The following is a 13,798-nucleotide window of genomic DNA, read 5'->3' on the forward strand; positions in this document are numbered from 1 at the left end:
TATAGATAGTTAGTCTACAAGGAATTTCCAACACGATTGAGTTAACCAATACTTATAATAAAGTTGACACATTTGTTTTTGTTTTTTACACTAACGATAAATACTTTGAAATTAGAGGTGAGGTCATGTCAACAGTATCCGAACAAAGCCATCCAAAATTAAAGACTGTAGATATTGCATATATTGGATTATTTTCTACCCTCTTGATGATCGGTGCCAATATAACTTCCTTTGTGCCCTTTATGACAGTGGGAGGAGTGCCGATTACTCTACAAACCTTTTTTGCCATTTTAGCTGGACTTATTTTGGGTAGTAGGAGGGGAGCGCTTGCCTGCACTGTCTATATGTGTATTGGATTAGCAGGAGCACCTGTCTTTGCTCGCTTTGGTGGAGGGTTCAGTCAACTATTAAGTCCTACATTTGGATTCATTATCACCTTTATTTTAGCAGCATATGTTGCCGGTTTAATGGTAGAGCGAAGTGGTACAAAGAAAAGCTTTATGCTAGCTGCATTCATCGCAACTGCTATCAATTATTTAGTAGGTACAAACTGGATGTTTATTGCGTATAAACTATGGGCCAGTGCGCCAGAGGATTTTTCCTATGGATTAGTATGGCTCTGGATGATTCCCCCACTCCCAAAAGATATTATTTTAGCTATTTTCGCTGGTATGTTAGCGTACCGACTACAAAAAACATTGAAAATCATGCCCATTCAATAACGCTTCCATCCACTTCTTTAGTCAATAGACTAAAGAAGTTTTTTGTAATAATGAATGTCCATCTTTTCTGCATATTTGTTTGTTACAGTAAGGGCAAATAGAAAGGAGGATCTCATATGATATTCAAGCGAAGATGGTCAGGTGGACTATTATCAGCAGTTGCTTTACTTACTTTATCCGCTTGCTCTGAAGATAAAACGGAGCCTTCATCAACTTCAGACTATACTCCTGAGACTGAGCAACAAACAGAAATGGATCACTCCACAATGAACCATTCTAGCTCAGCAGAAGTACCGGCTACATTAAGAAAAGCTGAAGATCCAGCATTTCCGGTTGGAAGTACCGCTATGATGACAGATGGGCATATGGAGGGTATGAAGGGTGCCGAAGCGACAATTGTTGGTGCCTATAAAACTACAGCCTATATCATTTCTTATGATCCAACATCAGGTGGCAAACGTGTAGAGAATCATAAATGGATTATCCATGAAGAATTAATGGATATAGGGGAAGCACCACTATCCCCTGGTACAGAGGTAAAAACGACTGCTACTCATATGGAAGGCATGAAAAACGCAACCGTCCGCATTGAAGAAGCTGTACCAACCACAGTTTATATGATTGATTACATTTCAACCACTAATGGTGAAGCAGTGAAAAATCATAAATGGGTAACAGAAGATGAGTTAACAGCGCAATAATCTGAACAACCTCTCCCAGTATATTTGGCAGAGGTTGTTTTTTAGTTTTTATGTTCTAAAGTCTTGCGATCCGCAAACTTCTGCCATTTATAGCCGATTCCCCAAACGGTTTGCAAGTAATCATCAGCAGGAAATCCACTTTTCCTTAATTTTTCTCGTAAATTACGGACATGGGAATCGATAGTGCGATCCTCAATGGATACATGATAACCCCAAACTGTGTTAATAAGATGTTCTCTAGAAAACACTTTATTTTGATAATCTAGAAATAAGGACATCATGGAAAATTCTTTTGGTGTTAATGGGATTGCCTCTTGTTGATAATATAATTCAAAGGATTCTTTATCTAAGCGTAACCCCTCAAAGACAACCACCTTGTCTTCTATCTTGGTTCTCCTTAATACAGCATGTATACGTGCTAATAGCTCTTCCTCATCAAAAGGCTTTACTATATAATCATCTGCCCCCATGTTTAAACCTTTTACAATATCTGAATGCTCTCCTTTAGCCGTAAGCATGATGATAGGCACATGCCAAAACTTCCTGATTTCTTCACACACTTGAAATCCATCCATCTCTGGCATCATAATATCCAAAAGAACTAAATCCACATGCTCTTCCTCTAGATAAATGAGCGCATCTTGAATGGAAGACATTGCTCTACATTGAAAACTGGGCTCTAAGTAAAGAGTCAATAAATCTAACATTCTTGGTTCATCGTCTATGCATAAAATGGTTTTCATCCGCTACTACTCCTTTAAACGATAATTCAAAAACGGTCCCTTTATTTAGTTTACTTTTAACCGTCACTTCTCCCCCATGAGCATGTACGAGTTCCTTGACAATGGCAAGCCCTAGTCCAGAACCACCCAATGCACGACTTCTAGATTTTTCTACGCGGTAAAAGCGCTCAAAAATAAACGGTAAATCCTTGTTGGGAATCCCTCTTCCTGTATCTCGAATTATGATCGTTATTACGCCATTGACCTTCTTTACATCTACCGTGGTAGTATCTCCCTGTCCGCAATAGGTCAATGCGTTATTTAATAGATTAATTATTATTTGCTCTAATCTTGCCTCATCTGCCCATAACGTTAATCCCTTTTCACAGCACACATCAAAGTGGATATCTTTTTCTTGAAAAGCAGGACTTAATTTCCCTTTAATACCAGTAAAAAAATCCTGTAAATCTAGATTTTTTTTTTCAATAACAAATGAGTTTTCATCCATCTTAGCTAAATCAAATAAATCTTTTATTAGTCGTGAGAGTCTATTCGTCTCTTCCAATATAATAGCTAAGTATTTTTGTCGATCTTGCACGGATAAATCGCGTTTATAAAGAATATCGGTATAACCTTTAATAAAGGTTATCGGTGTACGAAGCTCATGGGCAATGCTGGATAAAAACTCTTTGCGCTCCTGTCTTAAATGATTTAACTCATTTGATAGTAGCTGAATGGCATTCGATAAATCCCCAAGCTCATCTTTGCCATTTGTAGAAAGAGCGACCGTAAAGTCCCCTTTACTCATTTTCAACGTGGCCTCTTTCATCTGAATTAATGGTTCGGCAAGCTTTCTAGATAACACAATGATGACTGCAATGGTGACTAAGCCAGAAACAATGCCCACGATAAGGAAATGTTTATTCAAGCGTTTCATTAATGCATGAATCGAGTCTGTATTTTGAAACATAAAGACATAGCCAATCGTTGTCTGCTCTTTTTGCATAGGACTAATAGTAGCTATAGCTTTTGCCCGTTGCCAGTTATCTTGTAGAATCTTTCCCTCGTATGGTATAGTTCCATCTAATTTCTTTATCAGATTCTTCATTTCAGGATGCAGTTGAGAGGAGGCTAAAATGGTCCCCTCAGCATCTGTCACTACTACATCTGTAGATTCTTCCGATTCCATCAAGACGACATGTGCTAATGTTTCCTTATTAAAGTTCTGTTCTAATATTGTGCGATGTGAGTTTCCTCTCGCTTGCAAACTTGCTAATTCTTCCTCCACTCTAGAATTAGTCAATGAGGCGTGTAAAAAAAACATCATAAATGTTTCAATACAAAATAATGTAATGAAAAAGATGATGCCTAGCTTTAGTGATAATTTTCTCATCTGTAACCACCATTTTAGAGTTTCTTACTAGTATATCGGCAAAATATGAAGATTTCATGCAGAAAAAATCTCTATCCAAGCAGAAAAAGACCCATAAGTATAGTATATACTCATGGGTTAGCTTTTAATTTAAATGTATTTTTTTGCCCAGTTTAAGAAGTTATCGATGACTACATCCAAGAATTTCACTGTACCTTCATCCGTCAAATTACCTTCTGCATCAAATTTTGTATGCACAGCACCAATATAAACATCATTGCCACTTAATAATGGTGAGTTAATGCCTGGTGAGAATAAAATATCACGTAGATGTAATTGTGCTTTTACAGTACCTAGATTTCCCATTGATGCACCCATAATAATAGATGGCTTGCCAATCATTACTTTATCTACACGAGATAACCAATCAATTGCATTAACCATGACACCTGGAACAGTTCCATTATATTCTGGTGTTACCCATAACACTGCATCTGCAGCCTTTACCTTAGCTTTAAAATCAAGAACTGCTTGTGGTGCTTCATTTTCGATATCTTGATTGTACATTGGTAAATCCTTCAGACTTAACACTTCTAGATCCAATTTCTCTGTATAACGTTTTTCAATAAATTGAGCTAATTGCATATTATAAGATTCTTTACGGATACTCCCTACGATGGCTACTACTTTCACGATGTTTCCTCCTAAATGTACATAATTCTTAGTATTTAAATAACTATTGTATTTTATACCACTTTAATAATAAATGGCAAATTCTTCAACTGGCTTACGATAACCACGTAAACGACGACTGCTTTCTTTTTCTTTTCCAATTGTAATCATGAGCGCTATCTCTTGCTCTTCTGGTACATTGAAAAGCTCACGCATTTTTTGATTATCGAAGCCAATCATTGGACAAGTGTCCCAGCCACGATTTTTCGCTGCTAGCATAAATAACATGGCTGACAAAGATGCATTTCGAATCGCTTCATCTTTCATAAATTCCTCGCCGCGGTCTTCATAAAAGTGAGTATTCTCAGCAACTATTTCTTCTAACTCATACGTTGTGATAATCCCTAAATCGACCATACCTTGACTTAGTTCTGCCGTATTTTTATACGCTTTTTTATCACCTAATACAAGAATGACCCCAGAAGCCGAATGCACTTTATATTGACCATATGCAGCTTCTCTTACTTTTTCCTTCATAGCCTCATCCAACACAACGATGTAATTGGCATGCTGTAAGTTAAAGGCCGATGGAGCAAGTTTGACATCCTCTAAAATTGGGCGTATATCTTCCTCAGTCATTTTAACGTCCATTAAAAAATTGTTCGCCGAGCGACGCTTATCAATCAATTTGGAAAATTCCATTCAATAAACCTCCAATTCAATATGTAACCATTCAGTAGAGAAAAAATTTCTCTACTGAATTAAAAATATTACTCATATTCTTTATCGAACGTAATGGAACTTCTTACAGTATCTATAGGGCGAACAAGTCCTTCAATTTGTGTACGTTTTGGTTCTAGGAATGGTGGTAATGAAAGTTTTTCTCCTAACGTTTCGTACGGTTCATCTCCCATAAAACCTGGCCCATCTGTTGCTAACTCAAATAAAATTTGTGGCGCTACACGTGCATATAAGGATTCAAAGAAATGACGATTTACATAGCCAGAGGTATGGAAACCAAAGCTTTCAAAACGTGCAGTCCATTCATCTAATATTGCACGATCCTCTACACGAAAGGCCGCATGGTGAACCGTACCAAATCCTTGGCGAGCTACTGGTAACACAGTATTGTGTTCTACAATCACTTGCGCTCCATTGCCACCCTCGCCAACTTCAAATAGGTGGAAATGTCCGTCCTCCCCAATCTCTGTAAATAGCATTACTTTTTCTAATACATCTTTAAAGTAATTAAAATCAGCTACACGAACAAATACTGGCCCTAAACCTGTAATAGCAAATTCAAGTGGGATAGGTCCATCCTGCCATGGCGTACCTGATGCGATACCTGTATCATGCTCATCAGAAATAAGTTGATACTGCTGATCATCAAAATCTACAAATGATAGTATTTTTTTACCAAACTGTTCTTTTATCCCTGTATGTTTTACATGTAATCGGTCAAAGCGCTTTTCCCAATAGTCTAAAGAAGCATCTGTTGGCACACGAAAGGAAGTCTTTGAAATTTCATTTGTACCATGTACACCTTTTGGAATGTTAGGGAAATCAAAAAACGTCATATCTGTACCAGCACTCCCTTTATCATCCGCAAAGAATAAATGGTATGTTTGAATGTCATCCTGATTGACTGTTTTCTTCACTAAGCGCATTCCTAATACATAGGTAAAGAATTTATAATTTTCTTCAGCACTGCTTGTAATAGCTGTTACATGGTGTACACCTTTTAAATGATTCATAAAAATTCTCCTCCCATTATCTCGAAATCGAGATAATTATTTAAAATTTTTTTACTGTTCATTCGCATTTTTGCCAACCTTTTTTAGGGACAAAATCATTGTATCCAGCTCCTGAGGTCCCAATACTTGAAATATCTCATTTATTTTTTGTTCATGCTTAGGGAAAATCTCTTCCATTAGGGTCTGTCCCTCATTTGTAAGCAATACATAAGTGACACGTCGATCTCTAGGGCATGATTTGCGATATACATAGCCTTTTTGTTCAAGCTTATCAATTACATACGTAATACTACTGCTTGCAATTAATATTCTTTTACCGATCACTTGAATGGGCTGCTCGCCACGATGATACAGAAATTCAAGGACCGAAAATTCAGTTTGATTTAAGTCAAATTGAAGTAAATCCCTTTTGGTTGCTTCCTGAATCGTTTGATATGCTCGGAACAAGACCGTAAATGCTTTTAAGTTACGATTGTCTTCCTTCATACGACTCCCTCACTTATTTCGAATTTAATTATCTTTAATTCGAGATAATAATAACATATCCATTTTTAATCGGCAATCATTTTGTTTCGTATGTTACTCATTAGCTGAAAATGTTTGTGAACATCCTCTGCGGGTAGAAGGTAGTTGTAACTTATAAAGGAGGATTCTATATATGAAAAAAGAAATCAATCAAAAACAACAACAATTAGAAGCATTCCGAGTAAGTGATAAAAACCAACCACACACAACCAATCAAGGACTAAAAATATCAGAGGATGAACATTCTTTAAAAGCTGGTGATCGAGGTCCTACTTTACTAGAGGATTTTCATTTTCGTGAAAAAATGACGCACTTTGATCATGAACGTATCCCCGAAAGAGTAGTGCATGCACGTGGATCGGCAGCACATGGGATTTTTGAAACCTATGAATGTGCAAGTGACATTACAAAAGCACAATTTTTAAATGGTAAAGGAACTAAAACACCAGTCTTTGTTCGTTTCTCTACCGTTGCAGGCTCAAGAGGCTCAGCCGATACTGTCCGTGACGCACGTGGCTTCGCTACAAAATTTTATACACAGGAAGGTAACTATGATTTGGTCGGGAATAATATTCCGGTATTTTTTATACAAGACGCTATTAAATTCCCCGATTTCGTACACGCAGTAAAGCCCGAGCCAAATAACGAAATTCCTCAAGCTCAAAGTGCCCATGATACATTTTGGGATTTTATTGCGAACAATCAGGAGTCTGCCCATATGGTTATGTGGCATATGTCGGATAGATCGATTCCACGAAGCTACCGCATGATGGAGGGTTTCGGTGTGAATACCTATCGTTTCATCAATGCCGAAGGAAAATCCCACTTTGTTAAGTTTCATTGGAAGCCAGTTCTTGGTGTTAAATCGTTAGTATGGGATGAGGCACAGATCATAGCTGGTAAAGATCCTGATTTCCACCGCAGAGATTTATGGGATTCCATCGAACATGGTGATTATCCAGAATGGGAGCTTGGGGTGCAGCTTATTCCGCTTGAAGATGAATTTAAATTTAGTTTCGACATTCTCGATGCTACAAAAATATGGCCCGAGGAAGAGGTTCCTGTTCGTATTCTTGGCAAAATGACGCTTAATAAAAATGTGGACAACTTCTTTGCTGAAACAGAACAAGCTGCATTTCATGTAGGGCATGTTGTACCTGGCATTGACTTCTCAAATGACCCTTTATTACAAGGCCGCTTATTTTCTTATACAGATACACAGTTAATAAGACTCGGAGGCCCAAACTTTCATGAGCTCCCTATTAATAAACCTATCTGTCCTTTCCATAATAATCAGCGAGATGGCTATGGTCGACAAACGATTAATGTTGGGCAAGTTAGCTACCATAAAAATTCCTTAGCTGATAACACACCATACCCCGTCCCCGAGGCAGAAGGTGGCTATACACATTATGAGGAAAAAGTAGAGGGTCATAAAGTACGCGCACGCAGTGAAAGTTTCAAAGACCATTTTACACAAGCTAGGTTATTTTGGTTGAGTATGACCGATATTGAAAAGGAACATATCATCAATGCCTTTAGCTTTGAGCTTGGTAAAGTAAAAAATAAAGCCATTCGAAAACAAGTTGTAGATATGTTTGCCCATGTCAGCCATACACTTGCAACAGCAATTGCAGATAATATTGGTATTGTACCTCCCGTACAAGTAGAGGTCCCTCATACTATGCAAACCTCCCCTGCGGTTAGCCAAATCTTGAATGCTGTAGAAAGTGTCAATACTTTTAAAGTAGCCGTGATTGTAGCAGAAAATACGGAGGAAAACCTAAATGACCTGATTGCTACACTTTTGAGCAAAAATATAGTAGTAGAATTAATTAGTACAAAACAGGGCTTACTAAATGGCTTTGAAATTCATGAAACTTTTGCCACTGCTTCTTCCGTACTTTATGATGGAATTTATGTAACTGGTTCCTACCATGATTCCCATCAACAAATTAAAGCAGAGCAATTTATTGAAGAAGCCTACCAGCACTTTAAAACAATTGGCCTTGCTAAAAATGTATCGATTTTACCGCATATCGCCAATAAAAATGGGGTTGCCAATAACTTAACTTCTTTTATTCAACTCCTTTCAAAGTATCGACATTGGGAACGTTAACGTTTATGCATGTAAAAGCCAGCTAACGCTTGTTTAGCTGGCTTGTCTCATTTTTAAGGTAGTCGTTTAAATTCCTTTTCGTTTCCGTCCATAAACTCTACTTCGACTTCAATGGACTGATAGTTATCTTCAATATTAAAAACTTTAATTACTTGATCAATCACTTCATCATTTGGAGTGGTAGAATCAAAATTTAACTGCTTAAATAACGGCTCTAGTTTTGTATAGGCTTCATCACCTTGTAACTTTACATTTTGTCGATCATCCTGTAACTTCGCTGAGATTCCTGATTTTTTATTTTCATACTCTACCTCGTATGACTCCGTTGCAGAATAATCAACATCCAATGAAAACTCTAAAAAATTGAATGTCACTTGGTCTGTAGGCGTATCACCAGTCTGTTGTGAAGCATTCTGATCTGCTGGCGCATTTGTAGGCACATCCTTTACCTCATCTTTATTACAGCCATAAAGGATAACCATTACGAAAGAAATCGCTAATAATAATTTTAATTTCATCCAATTGTACACTCCCTTCTTTTCATATTATTTCCCCTTTCTGCTATAAACTAACCAAAAAAAGGACATCTCCTCAAATGAGGAAATGCCCTTTTCATAACATACAACTAATAATAGAAATTGCGATCAACTTTATTTTCTTGAATAGCCTTTGCTAAACGGACTGTCGAGACAGCCAAATCAGCATATGACACACTCTTCGTAGCATTAAAGTTATTTTGCTGTGCATCAATTAGACCCATACCATTTGCTAAAGCAATATAGCCTGTATACGCTGGATCAATTGAAGATGCATCAGCAAAGTTTAATTTATAAATATCTTTATATTTAGCAACATTGTCTAATTGTAATAGTTTGATTGACCACTCTGCGAACTCTTGGCGAGTTAGAGTAGCATCTAATGCAAATTGATTAGCAGGCTGAATGATGCCCATTTTAACAGCTTGCTCCACTACCCCATAGAGAGGATGTTTTTTATCAATATTGTTGAAGGATTGCTTTTCCCCATCCCCAATGCCATAGTACCCGTAAGTTAAGGAGTGCAATAAAATTTTCAATGCTTCTCCTTTTGTTACAGCAGCGTCCGCATTAAAGTTTGCTATATCTTTTACATCTAACACATTTTGGTTAAATAAATAGTTTAACTCTTTGGCAGCTGTTGGATGAGAAATAACGGGCTTCTCTTTCGAGTCATCTACATTCGTTAACCAGTCACCAGAAATAGCATCAATTTGATTAAATAAACTTCCATTGTAAGTAGGTGCATACACTAAATCGTAATGGAGTTTACTCTCTGAATCTTGTTTTACATATTGCAGTTGCAATGTAAGTGCTTTGCTATAAGCTTCTTTTGCTTTGTCAGCGGATATTACATTATTAATAGGCTGCCAGTTATCTATCTTTTGCTTATATACACTTAGTGAGCGTAAAGATCCATCAGAGCCAATCCCTACATGTAAGCCATCCCCTACAACTGCAATACCATTCATAATGCGTGGGAAGGTGAAGTAATATTCCTTACTATATTGATCGAATACGGCATCCTCGATTGGCATTGAATATTCATGTAAATATGAAGGTGCCCATTCCTTCAAATAATCAGTTGCCTTCTTCAATGCAGCGTCCTTAGAAATTGCGTTTCCTTTGTTATTTATTAAAAAATCTCTCGATAGGTCATGATACTGAACTAGTTCACCTGTCGCCTTATTAATTTCTAAAGAGCTACCAGATCCACCATTGCCATACATATACGTATAGTTAACAGAGTAGATCGTCTCACCATTGTCATTTTCTCTTTCATCTACTAAATCGATCGTAAGCTTTGCTTTACTCTCATCAACTTTTAAGAAATTTTTCGCGAATTCTTCAGCCTCAGTTGCCGTCATACCGTTCTTTCTTGGTGGTAAAGGTTGTGCTGAAATTTTTTCAATGCTCTTTGTCTTCGGCAATTGTTCAGTGAAACCATTTGCTGTCTGCCATTGCCCATTTAGAGCATGTACACCATTGAACCCTGTGGCAGGTGCATAAACAAGCTTCACATTACGTTGATCAGATCTGTAGTCATAATCAATATAATAACGAAGTTCGACAGCTAAATTATCACGAACTTGTGCCAGCATATCCTCCTCTTTCTTTTTTTGATCTAAACTATCAAAGGAAGCTTTACTAATAGACTCTGCATTACTAGACATCCCCGTAACTTCACCATTTGCCAGAACATTAATAGTAATACTTTGATCTCCAATAAGAACCCCATTATAAATTGGTGAATAGACATAGGAGTAAGTAATCGGTTCTGATAACGGTCTCGTCATATTAAAACCATATTCGTTAGAATCCTCACGAAGTTTGTAATTATTCGCATTTGCAAATTTACCCAGGAATTTTTGTGCAATTTTTTGTGCCTCATTCTCTGAATACTTTGCTGGATAGATTGCCTCTGCTATATTTGCAGGCTGATAATAAAAGCTTTCTAATTCTAAATCATCGCCCTTAAATACAAAGCTACCATGTACGTCTTTACCTTTAATTGTTTTATAGAAATTTAGTTCATATCGAACCGTTGTATCATCTCTATAGAAGTGTCCAGGTCCAGAATTAAAGTCTTGATCCGCTACAAATTTGAACTCTTCCGGGAATAGTGATCGTAGCTTTTTTATTAGCATATTTTTTGTAATTTTTGTTTCAGTTGAAGCTACCTGAATTTCAATACGCTCCGATGATTCCTTTACATTTGCTGATGCTTGCGATATTGGTGCTAAAATACCAACAGAAAATGCTGTTGACGTTAGAATTATTCCTAACTTTTTAAATTTACCCAAAATATCCCTCCTAAAATACTATTTGCCATAATTATAATATAGTTTCCGATATTTAGAAACATTTTTACAGATAATTTCCAAATTAGAAGAAAATACAATGGGTACACCCTATTCTTCTGCCTCGTGTCATTTCTTCACCACATCAAAATTAGCACCAATTAATACCCAATTTTGAGGGAAAGGTAATCCTAATTTCCAATAGCCAATACCACGAAGATTATATTGTTTGACTAGATTAAATTTAGCTTGAATGGATCTTGCATCTTCAAACCATACAATATGCGCTCTACCCTGTTCATCATAGTATTCAAAAAAAGGAGCTTGTGCTCTCCAATCATATTGAATTGCCGCATTATAACGTTTGGCAATCTCAATAGCTCGTTGAGGACTCAATGCTTCAGCAAATGGACCCCCTTGTACAAATGGTAATGTCCAATCATAACCATATAAATTTTGTCCTAGCATAATTTTGCTGGCAGGTATTTCACTCACCGCATACTTGACAACGGCCTCCACTTCAGGAAGTGGGGAAACGGCCATTGGGGGTCCCGCAGAATAACCCCATTCATAGGTCATTAATAAAACGAAGTCCACTATCTCACCATGTGCCCTATAATCATGCCCCGCAGTCCATGGACCTCGATCACTTGCACTTGTTTTTGGAGCTAAAGCAGTAGATACCGTGTATCCTTGAGCATGGAATTTCTCCACCGCTTTTCTTAAAAAATTGTTATAGGCTTCTCGTTGATCACCTGGTAAATTTTCAAAATCAAAATGGATATCCTTAACGTCCTCTAGCTTTCTAGCCTCCGCAAGAATATTATCAAAGAGTAAATCCTGAACAGCTGTACTTTGAAAAATATCTCTCGCCAGATCTCCACTAAAACTGAAATTCTCCAGATTCGTAACGACCATTGCCAAGGAAGCCCCAGTATCATCCGCAATTTGAGTTACACCTTGACTAGGCGGTATCCGTAAGGTGCCATCCCGTCTGGCTTCATAACTAAATAAAGCTAAATATGTTAAATAGGGACCCGCTTCCTTAGCTTGATTTAAAAGTACCTCACTAACCGAAGTACCTCTTGGCTCTAAGTATGCTAATGTTTCTGCTCTTGTTCTTGGTGGTTGCGGAATATATAATCTCATCCCAACAGCTAATGGTTGATTTGGGTTAATACCGTTGACTTGCGCAAGTGTTACATAGTTAATACCGAAGCGTTGTCCAATTGACCATAAACTATCTCCTGGCTGTACATAATAAAAGCTACCAACAATAGGTATCACAAGAGCTTGCCCCACAACTAAACGATTTGGGTCTGGAATTTGATTGGCATCTACAATACTTTGAACCGTAGTCCCATACGCCTGCGCAATACCCCATAAAGACTCGCCAGCCCGTACAACATGTATTTGAATGATCTTGCCTCCTTCTAGCTTGATAAATCATACCTATAAAGTTTATGAGATAAGAAAAGAAATAATGTCTTTCTAGAAACCACATAAAAATCCATTCATCAAAGTAGCAAAGGATGTTACCGTGGTTTATTTTCTAATCTTCCAGCTTTATAGATTTGGCGAATAAAAGATCCTTTATAATAGTTTTAGCATCATCATTTCGTTATATTTTCCACACAAGCGTTCACTTTCTATTACTCTCTATATAGTAGAAGTAGCCTGAAAAATTTTCTTGTGTAATATCCTCTGCTTTCCATAGTATTTATATTATAGAGCGCAAATTGATACATACCCCTATAAAAATAATCGTACAAACGTTCTATTTTCAACAGATCTTTAAGCAAGCCTACCCCCTCTTTCTACCTTACTAATAATCCGTAACATGCTATTTTTTGTTACACATTTCCCAAAAATAATTATGCAACTAGCGTCGGATGCCTTATTCTTTTCATAGTTATCACTCTTGTATAATGAAATTATTGTAAGGAGGTGTTAGATTGCGTTTATTTTACCAACAAAAAGTAATCGGTAAGAAATCACGTAAGCTTCAACAGATTCCATTTTTCATCGAAGAACCTGTCATAAATTTACAAGATTTACTTATTAAACTTGTCTCACAACAGGTACAACAATATAACGAGAAAATGGTTGATACGCCACTCCATCTCTATTTAACCGATCAGCAATTAGATGATGCGGCTCAGCATGGCAAAGTCCATTTTGGAGAGAAAAAAAGTGATTCATTCCAGCCAGTAGACCAAGCTGTCTCTACAATGCTTCAGGCTTTTCAAGATGAGCTTTTCTTAGTACTTCACAATGAGGAGTCTCTAGATTCGCTTAACTCGCCACTAACTGTACAGGAAGACGATGTTTTTACATTTATTAGATTAACCATGCTTGCAGGACGAATTTGGTAA

13 protein-coding genes are annotated in these 13,798 nt (G+C 37.2%); 4 read left to right on the forward strand and 9 right to left on the reverse strand.

Annotation, left to right across the window (positions count from 1 at the left end; translation table 11 throughout):
• The first annotated feature begins 125 nt into the window (after positions 1–125).
• Positions 126–722 (forward strand): biotin transporter BioY, encoded by a 597-nt coding sequence (locus KVT27_RS20240; protein ID WP_217581827.1) that lies wholly within the window; start codon positions 126–128, stop codon positions 720–722.
• 116 nt (positions 723–838) lie between these two features.
• Complete coding sequence (locus KVT27_RS20245) at positions 839–1,423, forward strand: YdhK family protein (RefSeq protein WP_217581828.1); 585 nt, start codon at positions 839–841, stop codon at positions 1,421–1,423.
• 41 nt (positions 1,424–1,464) lie between these two features.
• Here the strand turns inward: KVT27_RS20245 and KVT27_RS20250 are convergent, their stop codons facing one another.
• The 6 genes from KVT27_RS20250 to KVT27_RS20275 all read right to left on the reverse strand — a co-directional run bounded on the left by KVT27_RS20250 (position 1,465) and on the right by KVT27_RS20275 (position 6,429).
• Positions 1,465–2,166 carry a response regulator transcription factor gene (locus KVT27_RS20250; protein WP_036145779.1) on the reverse strand — a complete coding sequence of 234 codons (702 nt, stop codon included), beginning with the start codon at positions 2,164–2,166 and terminating at the stop codon, positions 1,465–1,467.
• Complete coding sequence (locus KVT27_RS20255; RefSeq protein WP_217581829.1) at positions 2,138–3,538, reverse strand: sensor histidine kinase; 1,401 nt, start codon at positions 3,536–3,538, stop codon at positions 2,138–2,140. The genes KVT27_RS20250 and KVT27_RS20255 overlap by 29 nt, the downstream gene beginning before the upstream one ends.
• Before the next feature lie 129 nt (positions 3,539–3,667).
• On the reverse strand, positions 3,668–4,210 hold the full coding sequence (locus tag KVT27_RS20260; RefSeq protein WP_025117582.1) for an NADPH-dependent FMN reductase: 543 nt from the start codon (positions 4,208–4,210) through the stop codon (positions 3,668–3,670).
• Positions 4,211–4,273: 63 nt separating this feature from the next.
• On the reverse strand, positions 4,274–4,891 hold the full coding sequence (locus KVT27_RS20265) for a nitroreductase family protein (RefSeq protein ID WP_036120895.1): 618 nt from the start codon (positions 4,889–4,891) through the stop codon (positions 4,274–4,276).
• A gap of 68 nt (positions 4,892–4,959) precedes the next feature.
• Positions 4,960–5,943: a ring-cleaving dioxygenase gene (locus KVT27_RS20270; protein WP_217581830.1), complete on the reverse strand. Its 984-nt coding sequence runs from the start codon at positions 5,941–5,943 to the stop codon at positions 4,960–4,962.
• 51 nt (positions 5,944–5,994) lie between these two features.
• On the reverse strand, positions 5,995–6,429 hold the full coding sequence (locus tag KVT27_RS20275; RefSeq protein WP_008176948.1) for a MarR family winged helix-turn-helix transcriptional regulator: 435 nt from the start codon (positions 6,427–6,429) through the stop codon (positions 5,995–5,997).
• Between the two features lie 172 nt (positions 6,430–6,601).
• Between KVT27_RS20275 and KVT27_RS20280 the strand changes: the two genes are divergently transcribed.
• A complete protein-coding gene (locus KVT27_RS20280) occupies positions 6,602–8,587 on the forward strand; it encodes a catalase (protein ID WP_217581831.1) in 1,986 nt (661 codons plus the stop codon).
• A gap of 53 nt (positions 8,588–8,640) precedes the next feature.
• Here KVT27_RS20280 and KVT27_RS20285 read toward each other — a convergent pair whose 3' ends face one another.
• From KVT27_RS20285 to KVT27_RS20295, 3 genes are all read right to left on the reverse strand, one after another.
• A complete protein-coding gene (locus tag KVT27_RS20285; protein WP_008176953.1) occupies positions 8,641–9,105 on the reverse strand; it encodes a YusW family protein in 465 nt (154 codons plus the stop codon).
• 107 nt (positions 9,106–9,212) lie between these two features.
• Positions 9,213–11,426, reverse strand: coding sequence for a YcdB/YcdC domain-containing protein (locus tag KVT27_RS20290; protein WP_217581832.1), 2,214 nt, complete (start codon positions 11,424–11,426; stop codon positions 9,213–9,215).
• A 126-nt stretch (positions 11,427–11,552) separates the two neighbouring features.
• Complete coding sequence (locus KVT27_RS20295; protein ID WP_411814943.1) at positions 11,553–12,725, reverse strand: glycosyl hydrolase family 18 protein; 1,173 nt, start codon at positions 12,723–12,725, stop codon at positions 11,553–11,555.
• A 653-nt stretch (positions 12,726–13,378) separates the two neighbouring features.
• Here KVT27_RS20295 and KVT27_RS20300 point away from each other — a divergent pair.
• Entirely contained in the window at positions 13,379–13,798 is a 420-nt protein-coding gene (locus KVT27_RS20300) for a hypothetical protein (protein WP_150906790.1), read from the forward strand.

It is taken from the genome of Lysinibacillus sp. GbtcB16 (genome assembly GCF_019091145.1).
Taxonomy (GTDB): Bacteria; Bacillota; Bacilli; order Bacillales_A; family Planococcaceae; genus Lysinibacillus; species Lysinibacillus fusiformis.

What these genes read in the sequence shown, in the direction of transcription:
- KVT27_RS20245 (WP_217581828.1), top strand. Translation starts at nt 839, where the DNA reads ATGATATTCAAGCGAAGATGGTCAGGTGGACTATTATCAGCAGTTGCT.
- KVT27_RS20255 (WP_217581829.1), bottom strand. Translation starts at nt 3,538, where the DNA reads ATGAGAAAATTATCACTAAAGCTAGGCATCATCTTTTTCATTACATTA.
- KVT27_RS20285 (WP_008176953.1), bottom strand. Translation starts at nt 9,105, where the DNA reads ATGAAATTAAAATTATTATTAGCGATTTCTTTCGTAATGGTTATCCTT.
- KVT27_RS20265 (WP_036120895.1), bottom strand. Translation starts at nt 4,891, where the DNA reads ATGGAATTTTCCAAATTGATTGATAAGCGTCGCTCGGCGAACAATTTT.
- KVT27_RS20240 (WP_217581827.1), top strand. Translation starts at nt 126, where the DNA reads ATGTCAACAGTATCCGAACAAAGCCATCCAAAATTAAAGACTGTAGAT.
- KVT27_RS20250 (WP_036145779.1), bottom strand. Translation starts at nt 2,166, where the DNA reads ATGAAAACCATTTTATGCATAGACGATGAACCAAGAATGTTAGATTTA.
- KVT27_RS20270 (WP_217581830.1), bottom strand. Translation starts at nt 5,943, where the DNA reads ATGAATCATTTAAAAGGTGTACACCATGTAACAGCTATTACAAGCAGT.
- KVT27_RS20280 (WP_217581831.1), top strand. Translation starts at nt 6,602, where the DNA reads ATGAAAAAAGAAATCAATCAAAAACAACAACAATTAGAAGCATTCCGA.
- KVT27_RS20275 (WP_008176948.1), bottom strand. Translation starts at nt 6,429, where the DNA reads ATGAAGGAAGACAATCGTAACTTAAAAGCATTTACGGTCTTGTTCCGA.